Annotated in this window: 21 protein-coding genes and 1 tRNA gene; 15 read left to right on the top strand and 7 right to left on the bottom strand. The window is 64.4% G+C overall.

Translation table 11 applies throughout. The features are described 5' to 3' along the window. The first annotated feature begins 44 nt into the window (after positions 1 to 44). The 8 genes from J0X27_RS15775 to J0X27_RS15740 all read left to right on the top strand — a co-directional run bounded on the left by J0X27_RS15775 (position 45) and on the right by J0X27_RS15740 (position 7,798). On the top strand, positions 45 to 467 hold the full coding sequence (locus J0X27_RS15775; RefSeq protein ID WP_207270095.1) for a DUF7988 family protein: 423 nt from the start codon (positions 45 to 47) through the stop codon (positions 465 to 467). Positions 468 to 654: 187 nt separating this feature from the next. After that, complete coding sequence (locus J0X27_RS15770; protein WP_207270094.1) at positions 655 to 1,725, top strand: metal ABC transporter substrate-binding protein; 1,071 nt, start codon at positions 655 to 657, stop codon at positions 1,723 to 1,725. Further along, the gene (locus tag J0X27_RS15765) at positions 1,722 to 2,459 is read left to right on the top strand and encodes a metal ABC transporter ATP-binding protein (RefSeq protein WP_207270093.1); all 738 of its coding nucleotides are present in this window, start codon (positions 1,722 to 1,724) and stop codon (positions 2,457 to 2,459) included. Before J0X27_RS15770 ends, J0X27_RS15765 begins: the two co-directional genes overlap by 4 nt. A 5-nt stretch (positions 2,460 to 2,464) precedes the next feature. Further along, positions 2,465 to 3,481 carry a metal ABC transporter permease gene (locus J0X27_RS15760; RefSeq protein ID WP_207270092.1) on the top strand — a complete coding sequence of 339 codons (1,017 nt, stop codon included), beginning with the start codon at positions 2,465 to 2,467 and terminating at the stop codon, positions 3,479 to 3,481. Between the two features lie 156 nt (positions 3,482 to 3,637). Further along, positions 3,638 to 4,036, top strand: a complete 399-nt coding sequence (locus J0X27_RS15755) for a hypothetical protein (protein ID WP_207270091.1) — start codon at positions 3,638 to 3,640, stop codon at positions 4,034 to 4,036. 100 nt (positions 4,037 to 4,136) lie between these two features. Beyond that, positions 4,137 to 6,248, top strand: a complete 2,112-nt coding sequence (locus tag J0X27_RS15750; RefSeq protein ID WP_207270090.1) for an acetate--CoA ligase family protein — start codon at positions 4,137 to 4,139, stop codon at positions 6,246 to 6,248. Then, positions 6,245 to 7,381, top strand: a complete 1,137-nt coding sequence (locus J0X27_RS15745) for a phosphotransacetylase family protein (protein WP_207270089.1) — start codon at positions 6,245 to 6,247, stop codon at positions 7,379 to 7,381. Before J0X27_RS15750 ends, J0X27_RS15745 begins: the two co-directional genes overlap by 4 nt. A gap of 123 nt (positions 7,382 to 7,504) precedes the next feature. Next, the gene (locus J0X27_RS15740; protein WP_097379746.1) at positions 7,505 to 7,798 is read left to right on the top strand and encodes a PRC-barrel domain-containing protein; all 294 of its coding nucleotides are present in this window, start codon (positions 7,505 to 7,507) and stop codon (positions 7,796 to 7,798) included. A 1-nt stretch (position 7,799) separates the two neighbouring features. Here J0X27_RS15740 and J0X27_RS15735 read toward each other — a convergent pair whose 3' ends face one another. Then, positions 7,800 to 9,254: a DHH family phosphoesterase gene (locus J0X27_RS15735; RefSeq protein WP_207270088.1), complete on the bottom strand. Its 1,455-nt coding sequence runs from the start codon at positions 9,252 to 9,254 to the stop codon at positions 7,800 to 7,802. Positions 9,255 to 9,417: 163 nt separating this feature from the next. On the opposite strand from J0X27_RS15735, the gene J0X27_RS15730 reads away from it, so the two are divergent. Then, positions 9,418 to 9,491: transfer RNA gene (locus J0X27_RS15730), tRNA-Lys, on the top strand. Positions 9,492 to 9,611: 120 nt separating this feature from the next. On the opposite strand, the gene J0X27_RS15725 is transcribed toward J0X27_RS15730, so the two are convergent. Continuing rightward, positions 9,612 to 10,049 carry a hypothetical protein gene (locus J0X27_RS15725; protein WP_207270087.1) on the bottom strand — a complete coding sequence of 146 codons (438 nt, stop codon included), beginning with the start codon at positions 10,047 to 10,049 and terminating at the stop codon, positions 9,612 to 9,614. A gap of 476 nt (positions 10,050 to 10,525) precedes the next feature. On the opposite strand from J0X27_RS15725, the gene J0X27_RS15720 reads away from it, so the two are divergent. Together J0X27_RS15720 and J0X27_RS15715 are read left to right on the top strand one after the other, a co-directional pair. Continuing rightward, entirely contained in the window at positions 10,526 to 11,410 is an 885-nt protein-coding gene (locus J0X27_RS15720; protein ID WP_207270086.1) for a universal stress protein, read from the top strand. A 360-nt stretch (positions 11,411 to 11,770) separates the two neighbouring features. Then, on the top strand, positions 11,771 to 12,199 hold the full coding sequence (locus J0X27_RS15715; protein ID WP_207270085.1) for a universal stress protein: 429 nt from the start codon (positions 11,771 to 11,773) through the stop codon (positions 12,197 to 12,199). Positions 12,200 to 12,327: 128 nt separating this feature from the next. Here the strand turns inward: J0X27_RS15715 and J0X27_RS15710 are convergent, their stop codons facing one another. The 4 genes from J0X27_RS15710 to cyaB form a co-directional block, all read right to left on the bottom strand. Then, the gene (locus J0X27_RS15710; protein ID WP_207270084.1) at positions 12,328 to 13,506 is read right to left on the bottom strand and encodes a tRNA sulfurtransferase; all 1,179 of its coding nucleotides are present in this window, start codon (positions 13,504 to 13,506) and stop codon (positions 12,328 to 12,330) included. 72 nt (positions 13,507 to 13,578) lie between these two features. Next, a complete protein-coding gene (locus tag J0X27_RS15705) occupies positions 13,579 to 14,838 on the bottom strand; it encodes an MFS transporter (RefSeq protein WP_207270083.1) in 1,260 nt (419 codons plus the stop codon). Between the two features lie 74 nt (positions 14,839 to 14,912). Then, positions 14,913 to 16,118 (bottom strand): methionine adenosyltransferase, encoded by a 1,206-nt coding sequence (locus J0X27_RS15700; RefSeq protein WP_207270082.1) that lies wholly within the window; start codon positions 16,116 to 16,118, stop codon positions 14,913 to 14,915. Positions 16,119 to 16,279: 161 nt separating this feature from the next. Next, entirely contained in the window at positions 16,280 to 16,837 is a 558-nt protein-coding gene (cyaB, locus tag J0X27_RS15695) for a class IV adenylate cyclase (protein WP_207270081.1), read from the bottom strand. A gap of 88 nt (positions 16,838 to 16,925) precedes the next feature. Between cyaB and J0X27_RS15690 the strand changes: the two genes are divergently transcribed. Both J0X27_RS15690 and J0X27_RS15685 read left to right on the top strand, forming a co-directional pair. Then, positions 16,926 to 17,894: an FKBP-type peptidyl-prolyl cis-trans isomerase gene (locus J0X27_RS15690; protein WP_207270080.1), complete on the top strand. Its 969-nt coding sequence runs from the start codon at positions 16,926 to 16,928 to the stop codon at positions 17,892 to 17,894. A 245-nt stretch (positions 17,895 to 18,139) separates the two neighbouring features. Then, entirely contained in the window at positions 18,140 to 18,277 is a 138-nt protein-coding gene (locus J0X27_RS15685; protein WP_207270079.1) for a DUF7972 family membrane protein, read from the top strand. Between the two features lie 26 nt (positions 18,278 to 18,303). Here the strand turns inward: J0X27_RS15685 and J0X27_RS15680 are convergent, their stop codons facing one another. Continuing rightward, complete coding sequence (locus J0X27_RS15680; protein ID WP_207270078.1) at positions 18,304 to 18,930, bottom strand: RAD55 family ATPase; 627 nt, start codon at positions 18,928 to 18,930, stop codon at positions 18,304 to 18,306. Positions 18,931 to 19,088: 158 nt separating this feature from the next. On the opposite strand from J0X27_RS15680, the gene pyrB reads away from it, so the two are divergent. After that, complete coding sequence (gene pyrB / locus J0X27_RS15675) at positions 19,089 to 20,033, top strand: aspartate carbamoyltransferase (RefSeq protein ID WP_207270077.1); 945 nt, start codon at positions 19,089 to 19,091, stop codon at positions 20,031 to 20,033. After that, complete coding sequence (pyrI, locus tag J0X27_RS15670; RefSeq protein WP_097381605.1) at positions 20,026 to 20,547, top strand: aspartate carbamoyltransferase regulatory subunit; 522 nt, start codon at positions 20,026 to 20,028, stop codon at positions 20,545 to 20,547. Before pyrB ends, pyrI begins: the two co-directional genes overlap by 8 nt. Positions 20,548 to 20,748 lie beyond the last annotated feature (201 nt).

Here is a 20,748-nt window from a genome sequence, read left to right as displayed (position 1 = left end):
TCCGAGTCGAGACTTCTTAGTGCGCCCCCGTCCCACCGACGACCGTGTCCCATCCAGTCCGGGCCGCTCGGCGTCGAATACGGACCAACCACGCGTCGGTCATCGAGGGGATCGACGCCTGTGCCGACGCGATCGCCGAGCCCTGGGATACCGCCCGAACGACCGACCGCGACGCGGTCGTCGACGGCCTGCAACGATCCCTCACGGAGACCGGGCTACGCGAGGTGCTCCCGGGCGTGCTCGCCGACGTGGTCGACGCGACGGGATACGACCTCCAGGCCCGTCCCGTTGCGGGACCGCCCTACGTCGTCGTGACCAGCCGCGGCCCCGTTCTCCGGGCGACGATCGATCCCGGCCGCCTCGTGATTCGGTTCGACGTGTTCGAGGTCGTTCGCGACGACGATCCCGAACTGCCACCGACCTACCGTCGCCTCGAGGGGACCCGACTCGAGATCGCACTCGAATAGCGTTCTGTTCGAACCAGCGCGCGTCCGAGATTTCCGCCGGAGCGCGCCCCCCGGCCCAGCGACCGATAATAATTCGGCGCGCTATACCGTCAGTTCTTGTTAACAGCGAAGATATCGTGGACGATATTTTAATAAAATACGCTATCCAGATAATAACTCTTATACACGGGAGGGACTAGTCACAGATATGAACCTGACACGGCGCACGCTGGTGAAAACGGGGGCCGGCGCGCTCGCGACCGGCGCTGTTGCGGGCTGCCTCGACGACATCGGCAGCGCAACCGCGACGATGGATTCGGGCTACGCCGCCTTCTTTACCCTCTGGGACTGGGCCGAGCAGATCAGCGGCGACGCCATGGAGTTCGAAAACCCGGTCGGCACGGGCGAGGCCGGCCACGGCTGGTCGCCGAGTGGCGATCTCACCCGGGACATCGCCGACTCCGGTGCCTTCGTCTATCTAGATACCGCCGAATTCTCGTGGGCACAGGACATCGCAGCGACCCTCGAGAGCGATTACGACACCGTCGCCGTGATCGACGGCTTCGAGGGACTCGACGATCAGTTACTCGGCTGGGATCACGAGGTGGAGACCGGCGGTCACGAACACGACGACGACGGCCACGAGACCGATGGACACGACGACCATGACGGTGACGGACACGACGATGAACACGAAAGCGCGCACGACGGGCACGATCACGACCCGTCGTCGGTCGATCCACACGCCTGGCTCGATCCCGTGCTCGCGGGGGAGATGGTTACGGCCATCGCCGACGGGCTCGCCGACGCCGACCCGGACAACGCCGAGACCTACGAAGAAAACGCCGCCGAGTACGCCGCCGACCTCGAGTCCCTCGACCAGCAGTTCGAGGAGTTGATCGACGCGGCGAATCGGCGCGTCGCCGTCTTCGCCGGCCACGACTCGTTTACGTACCTCCAGGAGCGATACGGGTTCGAAATCCACACGCCAGTTGGCGTCTCCGCGCAGGCGCAGGTTACCACCGACGCGATGGCAGCGACGATCGACCTCGTCGACGAGGAGGGGATCGAGACCATCCTCTACAACCCGTTCAAAGCGACCGACGGGTCGTATCAGATGGTAGAGAACATCCTCGAGGGGAGCAATGCCACTGACGCGATGCCGATTACGCACTTGTCCGGGACCCTCGCGAAGTGGCACGAGGAGGGATTGGGCTACCGGGAGCAAATGGAAGAAATAAACCTGCCCGCGTTCAGAGAGGTACTAGACGCACAGTGACCGTCGTCGATCTCGAAAACGTGACGTTCGCCTACGGCGAGCAGCCGGCGGTCAAGGAGGTCTCGCTGACTGTCGAGGAGGGCGACTTTTTGGGACTGATCGGCCCCAACGGCTCGGGCAAGACGACCCTCTTGCATCTCATGCTCGGATTGCGCAGTCCGGATCGCGGCTCGATCGAGCTATTCGGTGCCCCCGTCTCCGAGTTCGACGACGGCGAACGGATCGGCTACGTCTCCCAGCAGGCGACCAGCGCCGGCGGTTCGATGCCGGTCACCGTCCGCGAGGCCGTCACCATGGGTCGGTTCGCCCACGCGGGTCACGGGCGACTGACCGACGAGGACCGCGTGACCGTCGACGAGGCCCTCGAGACGGTCGGTATCACCGAACTGGCCGACCGGCAGGTCAACCAGCTCTCGGGCGGCCAACGCCAGCGGGCCTACATCGCCCGGGCGCTGGCCTCCGAGGCCGACCTCCTGGCGCTCGACGAGCCGACCGTCGGGGTCGACGCCGAGTCCCGCGACGCGTTCTATCAACTGCTCGAGTCGCTCAACGCGTCGGGAATCACGATCATCCTGATCGAACACGATATCGGCGTCGTCACGGATCGCGCGAGCCGGATCGCCTGCATCAATACGGAGCTGTACCACCACGGTGACACGGAATCGTTCGTCGAAAGCGACGCGTTGACCGAGGCCTACGGCGCGACGGGCCAGGTCGTCCATCACCACCACTGAAACCGATGCGTCACGGCACCTCCCTCCGTCGACGGCTCGAGCACGTCGGGATCGGTCTGACCGCGGCCCTCGCGGTCGCGATGGTCGGCTTGCTCGCCGTCGACGCACTGCGGTCGGTCCCCGTCGCAGGCGGAGTGTACGATCAGGCGCGACTCGCGGGCCAGTTGCTGGACCACGCGCTCGGAACGAACGTCTTTGCTCATCCGTTCATGTGGCGGTCGATCGCGACGGGAATCCTGATCGGCATCGTCGCACCGCTGGTCGGTACCTATCTCGTCCACCGAGAGATGGCACTGATCGGCGAGACGTTGGCCCATACCGCCTTCGCCGGGGTCGCAATCGGTCTCCTCGTAAACGCGATGACCGGCTGGGATGGCCCGCTGATGGTCGTCGCGTTGGTCGTGGGAGTCCTCGGTGCCCTCGGCGTTCAGTGGCTGATCGAACGGACCGACACCTACGGCGACGTGCCGATCGCGATCATGCTAACCGGCAGTTTCGCCGTCGGGACGCTCATCATCAGTTTAGACCGAACGAGCGGGATCAACGTGAGAGACTACCTCTTCGGCAATATCTCCGTCGTCACCCCCTCCGGGGCGCGACTGATGGCCGTCCTCAGCGTCCTCGTCGTCCTCGTCGTCGTCGCGACCTACAAGCAACTGCTGTTCATCACGTTCGACGAGCAGGCTGCCCGGGTCGCCCGCCTCAACGTCACCTGGTACAACACCCTACTGATCGTGATGACGGCCGTCGTCGTCGTCGGCGCGCTCCAGATCCTGGGCGTGATCCTCGTCGCCGCGATGCTCGTCGTTCCCGTCGCGGCCGCCACCCAGATCGCCCACAGCTTCCGAGAGACGCTGTTCCTCTCGATTCTCTTCGGACAGGTCGCGGTTATCGGCGGCTTCGTCGTCTCGATCTCTCAGAGCCTTCCCACCGGCGGCTCGATCGTCGTCGTCGCCATCGCCTGTTACCTGCTCGCGATCCTCGCCTCGAGTCGCTCCACGGCCGCTATTTCGACCCGCTGACCGCTCGAGGCGGGAGTCAGACGCCCGATTCGACCGCGACACGCACCCGGACGGGGTCGTCTCTCGGTCCCTTCCTCAGCCGAAAGCGTCGTCTCTCGATTCCATCTTCGACTACGATCACTGCCGCTTACGTGTCCGGGAGTCAACACCCCCGGTATGAGTCGACGATCGACTGGCATCCTCGTGTGCGGTCTCCTCGCGTTCGTCGTCGGATACGCCCTCTGGCCGCCCGGACACGTCTACTGGGAGGGGGTCGCACGCGTCATCGGCGAACCGCTTACCCTCGCGCTCGTCGGACTGCTAGCCGTGAGCGTCGGTCTCGTGGCTGGTACCCTTCTCGAGTTCTCGATCGCGGAGTTCGTCGCGGGCGGGGTGATCGCCTACGCGGCCGGAATGGCGCTCATCGAGTCCGTCCTCACGACGGACAGTCCGGTCCACTTCCTCCTGTACGGCGCGCTATTGGTCTGTTTCACTCTCGGTGTGGCGATCGGTGCGTTCCGGCGACGAGGATCCGGTGACCGTACTCCCCGGTCGGAACGTCCGTCCACCGAGTGAGGGCCGTCTCCAGCAGCTAAATGGGTGTGTCACCGTCCACGATGTCGGACGGCGGGAACACGCCCTACGCTTAACTCGCTTCCCGAGTAACGATCGACCGATGGGACGGTTATCCGCACTCTTCGACCCCGAGACCGTCGCCGTGGTCGGCGCGACCGACCGCGAGGGCGCAGTCGGCCGGGCGATCCTCGAGAACCTGCGAGACGGGTTCGCCGGCGAGGTCGTCCCGATCAACCCCTCGCGCGAGGAGGTACTCGGGCTCGAGTGTTACGAGAACGCGAAGAGCGCACCGCCGATCGATCTGGCGGTGGTCGTCGTACCGCCCGATATCGTCATCGAGTCGATTCGAGATCTCGCGGGCGCGGGCACCGAGAACGTGGTCGTGATTACGGCTGGGTTTGCCGAGACCGGGAGCGAGGGGGCCGAACGCGAACGGCAGCTCCGCGAACTCGCCGACGAGCACGACCTCAACGTCGTCGGGCCGAACAGCCTCGGCATCATGGCCACGCCCAACGGCATGAACGCCACCTTCGGCCCCGAGGACGCACTCGAGGGATCGATCTCCTTCATGAGCCAGTCGGGGGCGTTCATCACCGCCGTGCTCGACTGGGCCAACGAACAGGGGATCGGCTTTCAGGACGTCGTTTCGCTGGGCAACAAGACGGTGCTCGACGAGACGGATTTCGTCCGCGAGTGGGGTGGGGATCCCGATACCGACGTCATCATCGGCTATCTCGAGGACATCGACGACGGGCAGGGGTTCATCGAGGCCGCTCGCGAGGTCACTGCCGATACCCCGATCGTCCTCGTCAAATCCGGCCGAACGGACGCCGGCGCGCAGGCGGCCTCCTCTCACACCGGCGCGATCGCCGGCAGCGAACGGGCCTACGAGGCCGGCCTCGACCAGGCCGGCGTACTCCGCGCCCGCTCGGTCCAGGAACTGTTCGATTACGCGCGGGCGCTTGCGGGCTTGCCCCAACCCGAGTCCGACGGGGTCGCCGTCGTCACGAACGCGGGCGGTCCCGGCGTGCTCACGACCGACGCCGTCGGCGACTCGAGGCTCGAGATGGCCTCGTTCGCCGACGAGACGATCGAGACGCTCGCCGAGGCGATGCCCGAGGAAGCCAACGTCTACAACCCGATCGACGCGATCGGCGACGCCGACGTCGAGCGATTCGGCGAGGCCCTCGAAATCGCACTCGCGGACCCGAACGTGGGCAGCGCAGTGGTCGTCGCCGCGCCGACGGCAGTCCTCTCCTACGACGACCTCGCCGAGACGGTCATCGAGAAGCTCGAGGAACACGAGACCCCGGTCGTCACGTGCCTGATGGGCGGCAAACGAGCCCGCGAGGCCGAGGCGACGCTGCGCGAGTCGGGGATTCCGAACTACTTCGATCCCTCGCGGGCGGTCTCGGGACTCGACGCGCTCGCTCGCTTCCGGGACATCCGCGAGCTGCGGACCGACGAGCCGGAGCGCTTCGACGTCGACCGCGAGCGTGCTCGCGACATCCTGGCGCGTGCCACGCGACGCGACGACAACCGGCTCGGCGTCGAGTCGATGGACCTCCTCGAGGCCTACGGGATTCCGACCCCCCAGGGAGAGATCGTCGACGACCCCGACCGCGCTCGCGAGGTCGCCACAGGAATCGAGGGCGACGTCGTCATGAAGATCGTCAGCCCCGATATCTCCCACAAGTCCGACATCGGCGGCGTCACGGTCGGCGTCGCCGACGAAGACGTCTACGACGCCTACGAGGACGTCGTCGCGAGAGCGCGAAACTACCAGCCCGACGCGACGATACTCGGCGTACAGGTCCAGGAGATGCTCGACCTCGAGACCGCGACCGAGACCATCGTCGGGATGAACCGCGATCCGCAGTTCGGCCCGCTGTTGCTGTTCGGACTCGGCGGCATCTTCGTCGAGATCCTCGAGGACACGGCCGTCCGCGTGGCCCCGATCGGGGAGGGCGAGGCCCGAGAGATGGTCGACGAAATCAAGGCCGCGCCGCTGTTGCGGGGCGCTCGCGGCCGCGAACCGGCGGACGTCGGGCGCGTCGTCGAGACGATCCAGCGACTCTCGCAGCTGGTGACGGACTTCCCGTCGATCCTCGAACTCGACGTCAACCCGCTCGTGGCGGGCCCCGACGGCGTACAGGCGATCGATCTGCGACTCACCGTCGATCCGAACGAACTCGACACGGAGGAACCATGACCGACACCGATTCAGCACCCGACTCCACGACCACCGACACCGACGAAGAGCCAAGCACCCACACCACCGACGGCGGAACCGAGACGCTGCTCGTCAGCTCGCTCGAGGAGAGCACCGGCAAGACGGCGATCACGCTGGCGCTCGCCCGGCTCGCGGCCGCCGACGGGGACAGCGTCGGCTACATGAAACCGAAGGGCACCCGGCTCCAGAGCAACGTCGGGAAGACCCTCGACGAGGATCCGCTGCTCGCCCGCGACCTGCTCGAGTTGGACGCGGAGATACACGACCTCGAGCCGGTGGTCTACTCGCCGACGTTCATCGAACAGGCGATCCGCGGCCGCGAGGACCCCGCAGCGCTCCGCGAGCGCGTCCGGGAAGCGTTCGCGACGCTCGCGGGGGCTCACGATCGGATGTTCGTCGAGGGCGGCGGCCGGTACGACATCGGCGGGATCGTCGAACTCACGGACGCCGATATCGCCGAGTTGCTCGATGCGCGCGTCCTGCTGGTCGCACCATACGAGATCCCGGCGGATATCGACGACCTGCTCGCCGCAGCCGAGACGTTCGGGGATCGCCTCGCCGGCGTCGTCTTCAACGACGTCTCCGACGCGGCATACGACGGCCTCGAGACGGACGTGATCCCGTTCCTCGAGGGGCGGGACGTTCCGGTTCACGGAGTCCTCCCGAGCGAACGCGACCTCGCGGGCGTGACCGTCGCCGACCTCGCGGCCGAACTCGGTGCGTCGATGCTCGTCGAGGAGGGCCAGGACGCCTACGTCGAGCGCTTTACGGTCGGTGCGATGGGGCCCGACAGCGCCCTCCGACACTTCCGGCGGACGAAAGACGCCGCCGTCATCACCGGCGGCGATCGTGCCGAGATCCATACCGCCGCCCTCGAGGCCCCCGGCATCCGCTGTCTCATCCTCACCGGCGGCCACCGACCATCGGGAGCGATCCTCGGGCAGGCCAGCGAGAAAGGGGTCCCAATCCTCTCGGTTCAGACGGACACGCTCACCACCGTCGAGCGCGCGGAGGATATCGTCCACAGCGGGCGGACTCGAGACGTCGAGACCGTCGATCGGTTGGAACAGCTGTTGTCCGATCACGCGGCCGTCGACTCGATTCTGGGGTAGGCGGCGATCGAACTCGTCGGCGTCGCTCGAGGACGTGTCCGCCGACGGTCGACTGAGCAGGCCGCTCTCGACGACTGTCACGTCTGACTAAGATTAAAGAGTCCGCCACGCATGAAGCCAGTTATGGACGACATTCCCCAGGAGATCACGTCTCTCGTCGGCCGCGAGGTGTACTCGAACAACGGCGTCTTCGTCGGCGAAGTCGAAGACCTCCGATTGAACATCGATGGCGAAGCAGTCACCGGGTTGGCGCTGGCGAACCTGAACGGCGAACTGTTCGCGGACGAAGCCCGCAGCGGCCAGGGGATCATCGTTCCCTACCGCTGGGTCCGTGCCGTCGGTGACGTGATCCTCATCAACGATGTCGTCGAACGCGTTCGCGAACCGGACGAGGAACAGGACGAGCTACTGGCCTGAGTTAGCCGCCGTTGGACCCTTCATTGCTGGTTCCCTCGACGCCCATCGCGTCGAACAGCGTCCGTTTGACCGCCTCTTCGGTCAAGTCGAGCAACGTGTCCCGCGTGTCCTCCGAGATTTCGATCCCGGTGAAAATCCCCAGCGGGATCTCCGCGCTGGCCTGCGTGGAGTGGCCGGCCGTCTCGCCGATCTCGCCGTAGGCGTCCGCGAGCACTTTCCCGATGTTGATACGGATGTCCTTCGAGCGGCCCGCGAGGAAGATCGTCTCGTCGGCGATCCCGAAGACCGCGGTCGTGGTGACCCCCTCGAGGTTCAGCAGGTGACTGGCCGCCTGCGTGAGGGCTTCGCGGTCGCGGACGAAGCCGGCGTTGGAGACGAGGTGACTGCCTTGGACGTCGCGGTTCGTAATCGCCTCCGCGAGCACGTCCAGGGTCTCGGGGGACATCGACGGCGACTCCACTTGCTCTAAGGTATCGTGATTGGCGAAGGGATAGAGGTAGGCGGCGGCGGTCAGGTCGGCGGGAGTCGTATCGCGTTTGAAATCCAGGGTCTCCGCACGGATGCCATAGAGGAGGGCCGTGGCGACCTCCTCGGAGACGTTCATATCGAACTCCTGAATGTACTTCGTCATGATCGTCGACGTCGAGGACATGTTGGGCCGGATGTCGACGAACTCGGGCTCGGACTCGGATTCGGACTCGTTGTGGTCGATGACGATATCGACCGGCAGTTCCATCTCGCCCGCGGTGCCGTGATCGACGAGGGCGACGGTATCGTAGACCGAGTGATCCTCGATCTCGTCCCACTGGACGAGGTCGATGCCGAGCAGGTTGACGAACGCGCGGTTCTCCTGGTGGCCGACGTCGCCCAGATAGATGATGTCGGATTCGACCCCGAGGTGGTCCGCGATCGCCTGTAAGGCCGCCGCGCTGGCGATCGAGTCCGGATCAGGGCTGTCCTGGGTGATGATCGCGAGCCGCGTCGACGTCTCCTCGACCAGGTCGGCGAGTTTACCCGCGTTGTACTCGAGTTCGCCCGACTCGAGCGCTCGCAAGGCGGATTCGGCGATGACAGAAGACGGATTGATGACGATGTCGGCCCCGAGTTCGGAGAGTTCGTCGCCGGAGACGGGATCGCTCGCGCGGGCGACGATGAACTGATCGTCGTCGCCGTTGCGGATGTGTTCGACGGCGCGTTTGTTCGATTCGACGTCCGACGCGAGGATGAGGACGACGTCCCGGTCGGCAACCAGTTCGGTGATTTCGGGTTCCCGAATGTCCGCTCGTCGGGCGTCCAGATCCTGATCGCGGAGCGATTCGACCCGGCTGTCGTCCTGATCGACGATGAAGACGTCCTTGCCCTGTTCGACGAGTTCCTCCGCGACGGCGTACCCCACGCTCCCACAGCCCAAGATAGCGTAGTCAGAGATCGACGAAATCGTAACCCCCGTACTCATATGCCCGAGTGGTCGGACCGACCGTACTTAACGCTCCCGGAGAGTGGTACAGACTGATGGGTCGAATCGAGCGCCTCGAGGGGAGCGATTCGCGCGTGGATCGCTGTCACGGAGCCCGCCAAGGGAAACGTATTTGAACGACCGAGGGAAAGTCGGTAGCACAGGGCCGGTAGCTCAGTCCGGCAGAGCGTCTGACTCTTAATCAGACGGTCGCGTGTTCAAATCGCGCCCGGCCCGCTTTCTGACGACGAACAATTCCGTGAGTCACCAGTAACGGAACTGAAGCGATTTGAACTAGACCAGAAAGGCGCAGCGAAGCGAGCAGTTCTGGGCGGAGGCGAGCGGATTCGTGAGCCGTCAGTGGAGTTGCCAGCGAACAGCGTAGCCGATGAGCCACCCGGCCCCACAGAGCACTCCGGAGCCCAGCAGGAGGCCGATACCGAGGACGACGGGGGACGAATCGTAGCGCCCCAATCCACCGACGACAGTTATTGCCGAACCGGTGATAAGCCCGACTACTGGGATAATTCCAAGCGAGACGCTTCGAACGACACTCGCGCCAGCGTACCCCATAGCCGTGGACAAGCCGATACCAGCGGCTATGCTGCCCCAGATATGGACTCCCGCCCAAAAATCGTATGCCGCCACGTCAAGAGACCCACTACCGTATCCTACTTTGAGGAGGATATAGAGGACGGCACTTCCGATACCGAGACCAACACCGACGAGTACCGGAATCGTACTCGGCTTCTCCCCCATGGTGAGGAGTTCGGCGGGAAGACTGTCGGACCCCATAGTCGTTCAACAGGAACAATACCGTATATACTTGCTCCCGCTTTCGGCTGCAACCACTGCTCACTGCGCAGATCCGTGTCACGGGTGGTTCGTCGGCGCAACGATGACACGAGCGAACCCGTCGTATCGAACCAACTCTCGGACGTCAGCATATCGTCATGAGTTCTCATCCTGGATCGGGATCCGATGAGAACAGGCGTATACGCCACACGTTCGTGACATCCACTTCGCCGTAGACAGCGAGGCTTTCCGTACCCAGATGCGATATTCACTGGTCTACGACACGCTCAACTCTCTCGTGTGCAACGTCTCGTTCCCACGATCGACTATAAGCAACTGAAAGTCATTGCACACCTGATCGCACGACAGCGTTGTGATCAGTGTGTAACTCGTTTCAGTTGCTACTATCGAAACGGGGGTTTCGAGGTCGTACGTCGACCCAAGGGTATTCACCACTGTGCCACGTCGTAACACGTATGGGAGACGACCCGGACTCTCGACCGATATTGGTCGCAGTTGGGAACCCCGACCACGTCGAGCAGTTGGTCCGGACAGCTGGCGACCTCGCCCGGGTGACCGACGGCCGCATACAGATCGTTTCCGTTGTTTCCAAGCCCCACAACTCACCGTTTTCCCTGTACACTGATGAGACGATCCTCGAGGAGTATGCGGGAACCAGCCGGAAAATACTCGACAAAGCAACGAGAGTCGCCCCTGACGATGTCACGGTAACGAGTGAGCCGATCGTCGGGCGATCGATCGCCGACGGTGTGCTCACAGCGGTCGGACAGACCAATGCGCGCGCACTCGTAGTGGGGTGGCAAGAGCGGAAACGCCGAACGGACGCTGTCCTCGGTACGACAGTCGATCGACTTATCCAGCGAGCACCGTGTGACCTCTACGTCGAACGAATCGGTCAAGAGGCAAACACTGTCGATTCCATCCTCTTGCCCGTGGCTGGCGGCCCGCACGTCCGTCCGGCAGCGTCCGTCGCGAAAGCGATTGCCGCTCGCAACGACGCCACCGTACACGTCTTTGCAGTCGACGCTTCCCAGACGGATCCCGAGACAGCACGCGAGTACATCGCACGTGCAGAACTGAGTCTCGAAGAAGCGCCTGGTCCCCACATACAGGTGGAATCGGCGATCGACGACGGTGACGAGATAGCCGAGGCGATTGTAGAGGTCGCGATCGACCACGACGTGATCGTTTTCGGAGCAACACGCCAAGGGGTCTTACACCGTCGTCTCGTCGGTTCGGTTCCGCGGACGGTCGTCCATCGGAGTGACCGAACAGTCATTCTCGCTCGCGCTGGTGATGTCGTTGATAGCCCGCTCAAAAGACGCTTGCCGTGGGTCTGACCTTTCGTGACCGACACCCGTTCGTGACTACTGCCCCCTCAGAACGAACAGTTGCCCGAGAGGAGGGTGAAAAAGCACCGCTGATCGGCGAAGAAGAGTCCACGGAAGTGCTTCAGGAGGGGTCTCTTCAACCCGCGGGCCGTATACCGTCTGTCTCGATGTGGCGTATCGGGCCGACGTTGGCCACCATTTTGACGTCGGTGTTCTTCGCGGCGATCCCCGACGGTACGTGAACGAAACGGGCGCACTGGTTGTCTCGATCTGACGCAGAGCTCGCCCGTCTCTTCCGTTCGTTTCGCGAGTTGTTGATCGTCTCCGAGCGCACACGGCCTTATGTGCGCGGACGATGAAACGGTACCTATGCTCTCTCGGATTCTCGTTCCGATGGACGACTCTGAGCCGGCCGAACGTGCGCTCGCCTACGCGCTCGATAATCATCCCGACGCCGACATCACCGTTCTACACATCGTCGGCGTCCCTTCCATGATGATGGGAAGTGCGGTGGGTCTGAGCCTAGAGGACGATTTTGAGGAGGCAACTGCCGAACGTGCTGAACCTGTCTTCGAACGCGCACGCGCAGTCGCAGCCGAACGGGACCGGGATATCAACACGGAGGTGGGGGTCGGCCATCCCGCCCGGACGATCATCGATCGTGCTGACGACTACGACACGGTCGTACTCGGGAGTCACGGCGAGGACTGGCATCGCACGGCACGCCAGTTCCTCGTCGGAAACGTTGCCGAAACGGTGGTCAAGCGGGCATCGGTGCCGGTAACGGTGGTCCGATGACGGGGCGCTCGCACTCTATACTATCTAGGCAGTTCGATTACGAGTAGGAGGTTCGAAACGACGAAAATCGATAGCTTCCGCGAGTCACAACCGATCGGTAGCACGGAGAATCCACGGAGCGATCGGAGTCAGGGATCGACCAGTTCGGCGTCCCTGGCAGCCGCCTCGGCGCGCTCGAGCAGGTCGTCCGGTTCGGCCGCCAGCAGCGGCTCGAGGCGGGCGTTGGTCTCGACCTGGTCGGGGGTGACGCGGTTGCAGCCGGCGTCGATGGTCGAGTCGGTGAAGGTGCCGATCTCGCGGGCCTGTGCGACGATGTACTGTTTGTCCCGGCTCAACAGCGGCCGGTGGATCGGCAGCGTGGCTGCGCGGCTCGTGACGCCGAGGTTCCGGATCGTCTGGCTGGACTTCTGGCCGGCGGCTTCGCCGGTGACGATGCCGTCCGCGTTGACGCGTTCGGCGAGCGTCTCGGCGGCGCGATAGAAGAACCGCCGCAGGGAGAGCATTCGTCCCTGTTCCATTTCCCGGACCAGCAGGTCGACCGTCTCGCCGCCAGGCACCCGGTAGACCTGCATGTCGAAGTTGGGTGCGTACGCCGAGAGGAGCCGAACCGTCTCCATCGCGCGTGCCTCGTGATCGATCCCGCCGTAGTCGCCGAGGTCGACGTACGCCGGGACGATCGGGCTACCGCGTTTCATCATCTCGTAGGCCGCGACCGGCGAGTCGATGCCGCCGCTGACCAGCGCGACCACCGCCTCCTGGGAGCCAAGCGGGAGCCCGCCCGGTCCGTCGACCGTCTCGAGGTAGACGAACGCCACGTCCTCGCGGACTTCGACGCCGAAGGTGAGGTCGGGCTCGTCGAGGTCGACTTCGGGTTCGAACTCGTCCTCGACAGCCTCCCAGATTACGGTCCCGGCCTCGCGGGCGAGATCCTCGCTATCGTAGGGGAGGGTCTTGTCGGCCCGGCGGGCGTCGACCGCGAACGTCCCGCCGTCGTAGTGCTCGCGGGCGGTCGCCGCCAGCGCCTCGAGGATCCGTGCTTTCTCGGTGCTGACGGTCAGAACCGGGCTCGCGGAGACGACCCCGAAGGTGTTCGTCGCGGCCGCGGTCGCGGCCGCGACGGCTGCCTCGTTCGTGTGTATCAGCGGTCGGTTCCACCGGCGCTCGATCGTGCCGGGAATCGAGCGGTCGGCCAGCATGGCCTCGAGGTTCTCCGCGAGAAGCCCCTCCATATACCGCTTGACGGTGTTGCTCTTGGTGTTGAGGTCCCCGTGGCGGACGAGGACGGTGTCGGCTCCCGGAGGGTGCATGGGCTGTGATAGATGGCCGCGGCTATAAGGGGGTTACGAGGTCCATCGAGCTCGCGGAGCCACGGCGAACGGTCAAACGAACGATTCCTCGACCGTCGGGCTCAGACTGCCCGTGTAGGAGTAGATACCGACGACGAGCACGGTACCGGCGACCAGGGGAACGATCGCGCTGAGCGCGTACAACAGGTCGAAGCCGACCGCGCTGGCCACGGGCAGCGAGACGAGGGGGCCGAGGCCGCCGCCGACGTCGCCGAATATGTTGTTGGTTCCCATCGCTCTCCCCATCCGCTCTTCGGGAGTGAGATCCGCGAGCAGGGCCGTCAGCGGACCGCCGACGCCACCTTGCCCCGCACCGATGAGGACACACGCGACGACGACGGCACCGAAGGAGGGTGCGAGCGTGAGCACGACGAACCCGGCACAGCTGGTCGCGAGGAAGGCCAGCAAGACCGGCATGCGAGCGCCGACCGAATCGCTGATCTTCCCGCCCGAAATCGTAAAGACCGCTCCCGAGAGGGCGGACACCGCCATCAGCAGTCCGGACGTCCCCTGTTCGCCGTAGTCGATACCGTACCCCGCGAACGCGACGGAGAGCGTCAGTGACTCGGCCTCGAGGTACAACACGAGCGTCGAAAAGAGGACGCCGATGTACGCGAAGTAGAGCCCGAAGTTGACGAGGCCGACGGTCAGTGCGGGGAGGGTCGTCTCGAAGTCCAGCGGGTTGATCGACGAGTCGGTCGACTCGACGTGGGTTTCGGGGACGATGAAGTAGGCGATGACGCTCGCCAGACCGGCGAAGGAGGCCGCGATGGCGAACGCCGTGGCGTTGTTGTACACCTCGCTGACGATGCCGCCGAGCACCATGCCCGCGGGGAACCCGAACGTGATCCCGGCTCGGACGATGCCCATGCTCGTCCCACGCGAGCTGGCCTCGCTGACGTCGGCGGTGATCGTGTACGCCGTCGCGAACACGAGCGCGCTGCCGATGCCCCACGTGATTCGCGCGAGAACGAACCAGAGTTCGGGCATCGAAGACCGGATGGCGACCACGTAGCCGACGGTCGCGAGTCCCTCGATCGCCAGGCCGACGACGAACGGTTTCCGGGTCCCGATCCGGTCGACGAGCACGCCCGCCGGCCCGTTGGCCACCAGTCGCGTCCAGCGATTCGCCGAGAGGATGACGCCGACCATGAACGCCGAAATCCCCAGTACTTCGCCGAGGTTCGGGAGAATCGGGAAGACGACGCCGCCGCCGAAGCCGACGAAGAAGGTACTCGCGACGACGGCGTAGACGACGGATCTGGCAGTCGATTCGGAACTCGAGTCGGGCACGTGCAGTCACTCGCTGGTTCGATTCCCACTGGCGTCCATCGCGACGCTAGTCGAAGAAAACGCGGCGTGTTCGTTCAGAACGTCGAGAGTTCGCCCTCGATCACGCTGCGGGTGATCCCGGTCACGTCCGCGAGTTCCCGGTCGACGATCGCCTCGACGTCGGCCTCGACGTCCGAGACCGCGACCCCGTCGTCGGTGACGACGTGGACGTCGGCGACGTGGGGCTGATCGATCGGGCGACCGATCTGGGAGAGGAGGCGCACGCGAAGGTCGCGGATGCCGTCGACCTCGTCGACGACGCTCTCCGCGATCTCCGTCGAGAGCAGGTTGTAGATCTTTCCGATGTGATTGACCGGGTTCTTCCCGCTGGTCGCCTCCATCGACATCGACCGGTTGGGTGTGATGAGGCCGTTCGCGCGGTTACCGCGCCCCACGGAGCCGTCGTCGCCCTGTTCGGCGGAGGTTCCGGTCACCGTGAGATAGATCGAACCCTCGTCGTAGTCGTCGGCCGTGTTGACGTGGACCTCGACCGCGCGGTCAGTGTACTCGCGTGCGACGCCGTCGACGAACTCCCGGACGGACTCGACGGCCTCGACGTACTCGTCGAGATCCGCGACGTGCTCGTCGACCATCGCCGCCGCGACGGTGACGTCGATCTCGTCGCCCTCGCGCTTGCCCATGATTTTCACGTCCGGTCCGAGTTCGGGGTTTTCGTCGGCGTACTCCCCGTTCAGCCGCCGTTCGGCCTCGAGGACGATCTGCTCGGTCTCGGTCAGTGGCGCGTGACCGACGCCGAAGCTCGTGTCGTTTGCCATCGGGACGCTGACTTCGTCTTCGCCGAAGACCTCCTGGAGGTCGCCGCTGCCCTCGCCGAGTTTGACGTCGACGACGATGTCCTCGCCGACGGTCAGTTGGGGTATCTCGGACTCGAGGTACTCCCGTGCCGCTCGCAGCGCGATCGTCTCGGCGGGGATGGTCTGGCCGTCGTAGTGTTTCGTCGCGCGGCCGACGATCAGCAGATAGATCGGATCGACGACTTCACCGCCGCCGAACGCGGGCGCGGCCTCGCCCGCGACGAGTTGGGTCTCGTCGGTATTGAAGTGTAACACTTCGCCGACGCGGTCCAGATACTCGCGTGCGAGCGCCCCGGCGACGCTCTCGGCGATCCCGTCACAGATGGAGTCTGGATGTCCGATACCCTTTCGTTCGACGATCTCGACCTCCTGGTCCTCGACCGCTTGCCGGTCGATGGACTCGATCCGGATGTTCCGCTCGCTCATTGTCGGGACTTGACGGAGCGAGTTCGTATAACTTGCGGAAACAGATACGGGACAGAAAATGCCTGCAGGTTATGTCGCGATCGGCGGACAGCCTCCAGTAGCCACCGAAACGATTGACACACTACTCGCAACGCCGTCGCGCGAGTAGTCTGCACTGACTGTCAGTGGCTACTATCGTCGGCGGCGAGCAGCAAGCCGAGATAGGAGGTCCGGAGCTGGTCGTCTGGATCGAGTCCCAGTCGCTCGAGAACCTCGTAGGCCCCCTCGCGGGCCGCCTCGAGATCCGTCTCGGCTTCGACGTCGGTCTCGACCTCGACGTACTCGCCGACGTCGTCGACCGAATCGAGGGTGACGGTGTATTCCTCGAGCGCGAACCGCTCGCGGTCCTTGCGGACCGTCGCGGCGGGCTCGAAGCCGAGGTTCGTCAGGATCTCGTCCGTCTTTTCTCCGTTCCCGACGGTGGTCTCGACTTCCTCGCGGGTCTTGGACTCCTCGTCGACCAGTGGTCCCTTGTAGGTGACGCGGGTCTCCGCCTCGCCGTCCTCGGGTCGCTCAGACCGGATCCGAAGTGCCTCGTCGGTTTCGGCGAACTCCCGGTGGGGTGCGTCGTAGTAGGTGTCGACCTGCACGACGGCACCCCGTGGCGTCGCCTCGAGGGCCACGAGGCGGTCTCGGACGGTCTCGAGATCGGCGGGGACCTTCACTTCGACCTCGTACATGCTCGGGGGGAGGTAGAGCTATAATAAGTATCGGTCGCTCTCGCTCGAAAACGTCGTACTTAAATGTCGACGGCGGGACGTACAACGTATGACTGAGGATCAAGAGGCCGAGCTCGAGGAGCAGGCCGATGACGTCGACGAAGAAGTAGCCGAGGAAACCGCCGACGAAGCCGAGGGGCTGCAGGAAGGCGACTTCGTCGAACTCGAGTACACCGCGTACACCACCGAGGACGAACAGCTGGTCGACACGACCGACCCCGAGGTCGCCGAGGAAGAGGGTGTCGACGACCAGGGCCAGGAGTTCAAGCCGCGAACGATCGTTCTGGGCGAGGGCCACATCTTCGAGGCCGTCGAACAGGCGGTCATCGGCTCCGAACCTGGCGACTCCGGCACCGTGACCGTTCCCGCCGAGGACGCCTTCGGCGAGTACGACCCGGACGACGTCCAGACCGTCAGCGCCGAGAAGATCGACGAGGACGACCGCTATCCCGGTGCCAACGTGCAGATCGACGGCCAGCAGGGCTACATCAGCACGATCATCGGCGGCCGCGCCCGCGTCGACTTCAACCACCCGCTGGCTGGTGAGGACGTCGAGTACGAGTACACGGTCGCCGACGAGGTCGACGACCGCGAACAGCAGGCCGCCGGCCTCTTCGAGATGTACCTCGGGATGGAGCCCGACCTCTGGATCGAGACGGACGAGGTCGAGGAAGAGGTTCCCGTCGAACCCGACGAAGACGCCGACGAGGACGCGGAACCCGAGTTCGAGACCGAAACGGTCGAGAAGGAGACGCTCTATCTGGAAGCCACGCCCCAGATGACGATGAACCAGCAGTGGATGATGGGCAAACAGCAGATCGGTCAGGACATCATCGAGAAGGTCGGCGTCGACCGCGTCATCGTCCAGGAAGTCATCGACGGCATGGGTGGCATGGGCATGGGCGGTATGATGGGCGGCATGGGCGGTATGGGCGGCGGCGACATCGAGGAGGCCCTCGAGGACGCCGACGTCGATGCCGACGAGATCGTCGAAGAGCTCGAAGGCGCGGAAGAGTAACCCCAGCGATCGCGGGCCGTTCTGTCGCGTCCTGACGACGACCACGGACGTGTGCGTCTTCCCTTTTCCCCCGCGGAACGTAGCGGCCGCACCGGGCCAGTACTTCAAACCGGTCTCTCCGCGGATCGAACGTTCCCGGCTCTCGCGATACGTCCGCTACGGCGGCGTCCCGGTCGTCGACACCGCCATCGCTGCGCTGTTCGCCATGACCGCGCGGGGGTCCGCCCTCCGGAGAAGCGATCCGTGTGGTCCTCGTTCCGACGGCCGTCGCAATGGGCGTCTTCCCCCTCGCGTTGCTGTTCGCGTCCATCCTGCGAACGGCGACGGTAACCGAGCTGACCGCCGCGATTACGCCGTTTACGACGCCCGAGCAAGGGCCGTGACCGTACCGGGGGAGCGGCGACGCTCCTCACGCGATGTCGCGGCTCGTGTCGATCGCCACTTCCTCGATGAGTTCGAGCTTGATCGCGTCGGTCGGCTGGCTGCCGCCGCGGAACTTGGGGATCGTCAGGTGGTTCTCGAGTTCGGTGCCGGCGACCTCGGTCCGGAGATCGAAGACGGCGTCGGCAGCGTGGTAGGTCCGTGCCCGGTTTAGGGGTTCGTCGTCGCCTTTCAGGCAGTGTAACACGGCGATGCTTCCCGTCTCGAGCATCCTGTCTTTGAGGTCGTTGAGAAAGCGGACGTACTCGTCGGTGTCACACCGCTCTAAAACGTCCATCGTGTCGATGATGAGGTTGGCACCGTCGGGTAAGGCACCGATGAGCTGGGTCGCCTCCTCGAGCGGCATGTCGCTCGTGACGTGTCTGACCGTCGGGCTTCCGACGCTCGACGGCGAGGAGTCGATGGCGTGGCGGACGGCGTCGTCGGAGCGTTCGGTCGAGAGATAGAGCGTCCCGCGTGCGGCCGTGAGTTCGTACAGGAGGAGTTCCGACTGGCTGGCTGGCTCGGCGGTGTAGGCGACGATACACCCCGGTGGGAGCCCGCCGTCGAGCTTCCGGTCCAACACGTCGATTCCCGTATCTAGCCGGCCGACCATACGATTACGACTTATTATTGTAGCGGCTGTATAACTCTTTGCTTTCAATACACTCTAGCTGGATGCAATGATTTTCCGCCGATCGGTGATTCGAAGTCGAGAAGTTCGCCGTGCCGAATGGAGAGATTCAAGGGGCACGCCACAGCCTACACGAACGAATGCGCCACGATCACCTCATCACGAGCAAACAACTCTCTCGGGGAGACATCGAGACCGTCCTCGACTACGCAGCCGAGATCGACGCCGACCCGTCGACCGTCGCCGACCGCCACGCGGGAACGTTGCTCGGCCTGCTCTTTTTCGAGCCGAGCACGCGGACGAAGATGAGCTTCGAGACCGCGATGAAACGGCTCGGCGGCGACATCGTCGACATGGGATCCATCGAGTCCTCGAGCGTGAAGAAAGGGGAAACGCTCGCCGACACGGTCCGGGTCATCGAAGGCTACACCGACGCGCTCGTCTTGCGCCATCCCAAGCAGGGAGCGGCGACGATGGCCAGCGAGTTCGTCGACGTCCCGCTGGTAAACGCCGGGGACGGCGCTGGCCACCACCCGACACAGACGATGCTCGACCTCTACACGATCCGGGAGAACGCCGGTCTGGACGACCTGACGATCGGCATCATGGGCGACCTGAAGTACGGTCGGACCGTCCACTCGCTGGCCTACGCGCTGACGAACTTCGACACCCGCCAGCACTTCATCAGCCCGGAAAGCCTCCAGTTGCCCCGCGAGGTCGTCTACGACCTCCACCAGCGACAGGACGGCACGGGGATTCAGGAACACGACTCCCTCGAGGAGGTCCTGCCCTCGCTCGACGTGCTCTACGTCACGCGGATCCAGCGCGAGCGCTTCCCCGACGAGAACGAGTACCAGAAGGTCGCCGGCGAGTACCAGATCGACGCCGACACGCTCGAGGCCGCAAGCGACGAGTTAACCGTGATGCATCCGCTCCCACGAGTCGACGAGATCGCGCCCGAGATCGACGAGACCGACTACGCCGCGTATTTCCAACAGGCACACAACGGCGTTCCGGTCCGAATGGCGCTGCTGGATCTGCTCTTGAGCGACGACAAGCGTATCGGCGGTGATAACGATGAGTAACGATCACGATCACCACGACGGCAACGACGACCACGAACTGCGGGTGAGCAAGATCCGCGATGGCACCGTCATCGATCACGTCCACGGCGGGCAGGCGCTGAACGTCCTCGCGATCCTCGGGATCGACGGCAGCGAGGGCGAAGAGGTGTCCGTCGGGATGAACGTCCCCTCCGATCGGCTCGCACGCAAGGACATCGTCAAGGTCGAAGGGCGCGAGCTGAGCCAGGACGAGGTCGACGTCCTCTCGCTGATCGCGCCCGACGCGACGATCAACATCGTTCGGGACTACGACGTCGTCGAGAAACACCGCGTCGAACGACCCGACGTCGTCGAGGGCGTGCTCTCCTGTCCGAACGCCGGCTGTATCACGACCGGCGACGAACCGGTCACGTCCCGCTTTACCGTGCTCGAGGATGGCGTTCGCTGTTCGTACTGTGAGACGATCGTTCGAGAGGAGATCGCGTCGCTGATCGATACGTGGGGCCACGGCGAGCGCGCTTTTTTCCGAGACTGACGACTATCCAGAATCTCTAAGTGTGTTCCGACCGAACGCTCCAACGGACATGTCACGTACCGTCAAAATCGTACTCGCCCTGTTCGTCGTCGCCGTCCTCTACAAACTCACCGTTGGCGGCTCGTCGGACGTCGAAGTCGACTACGAACCGACCGAAGAATAACGCACGATTCCGAACGGCTTACGGTGCCGGCGTCGTAC

This window comes from Natrinema longum (assembly GCF_017352095.1).
GTDB lineage: Archaea > Halobacteriota > Halobacteria > Halobacteriales > Natrialbaceae > Natrinema > Natrinema longum.
The sequence above is the reverse complement of the archived record's forward strand: the minus strand, read 5'-3'. Positions and strand labels throughout refer to the sequence as shown.

What these genes read in the sequence shown, in the direction of transcription:
- J0X27_RS15770 (WP_207270094.1), top strand. Translation starts at nt 655, where the DNA reads ATGAACCTGACACGGCGCACGCTGGTGAAAACGGGGGCCGGCGCGCTC.
- J0X27_RS15760 (WP_207270092.1), top strand. Translation starts at nt 2,465, where the DNA reads ATGCGTCACGGCACCTCCCTCCGTCGACGGCTCGAGCACGTCGGGATC.
- J0X27_RS15755 (WP_207270091.1), top strand. Translation starts at nt 3,638, where the DNA reads ATGAGTCGACGATCGACTGGCATCCTCGTGTGCGGTCTCCTCGCGTTC.
- J0X27_RS15750 (WP_207270090.1), top strand. Translation starts at nt 4,137, where the DNA reads ATGGGACGGTTATCCGCACTCTTCGACCCCGAGACCGTCGCCGTGGTC.
- J0X27_RS15745 (WP_207270089.1), top strand. Translation starts at nt 6,245, where the DNA reads ATGACCGACACCGATTCAGCACCCGACTCCACGACCACCGACACCGAC.
- J0X27_RS15740 (WP_097379746.1), top strand. Translation starts at nt 7,505, where the DNA reads ATGGACGACATTCCCCAGGAGATCACGTCTCTCGTCGGCCGCGAGGTG.
- J0X27_RS15735 (WP_207270088.1), bottom strand. Translation starts at nt 9,254, where the DNA reads ATGAGTACGGGGGTTACGATTTCGTCGATCTCTGACTACGCTATCTTG.
- J0X27_RS15725 (WP_207270087.1), bottom strand. Translation starts at nt 10,049, where the DNA reads ATGGGGTCCGACAGTCTTCCCGCCGAACTCCTCACCATGGGGGAGAAG.
- J0X27_RS15720 (WP_207270086.1), top strand. Translation starts at nt 10,526, where the DNA reads ATGGGAGACGACCCGGACTCTCGACCGATATTGGTCGCAGTTGGGAAC.
- J0X27_RS15715 (WP_207270085.1), top strand. Translation starts at nt 11,771, where the DNA reads ATGCTCTCTCGGATTCTCGTTCCGATGGACGACTCTGAGCCGGCCGAA.
- J0X27_RS15710 (WP_207270084.1), bottom strand. Translation starts at nt 13,506, where the DNA reads ATGCACCCTCCGGGAGCCGACACCGTCCTCGTCCGCCACGGGGACCTC.
- J0X27_RS15700 (WP_207270082.1), bottom strand. Translation starts at nt 16,118, where the DNA reads ATGAGCGAGCGGAACATCCGGATCGAGTCCATCGACCGGCAAGCGGTC.
- cyaB (WP_207270081.1), bottom strand. Translation starts at nt 16,837, where the DNA reads ATGTACGAGGTCGAAGTGAAGGTCCCCGCCGATCTCGAGACCGTCCGA.
- J0X27_RS15690 (WP_207270080.1), top strand. Translation starts at nt 16,926, where the DNA reads ATGACTGAGGATCAAGAGGCCGAGCTCGAGGAGCAGGCCGATGACGTC.
- J0X27_RS15680 (WP_207270078.1), bottom strand. Translation starts at nt 18,930, where the DNA reads ATGGTCGGCCGGCTAGATACGGGAATCGACGTGTTGGACCGGAAGCTC.
- pyrB (WP_207270077.1), top strand. Translation starts at nt 19,089, where the DNA reads ATGCGCCACGATCACCTCATCACGAGCAAACAACTCTCTCGGGGAGAC.
- pyrI (WP_097381605.1), top strand. Translation starts at nt 20,026, where the DNA reads ATGAGTAACGATCACGATCACCACGACGGCAACGACGACCACGAACTG.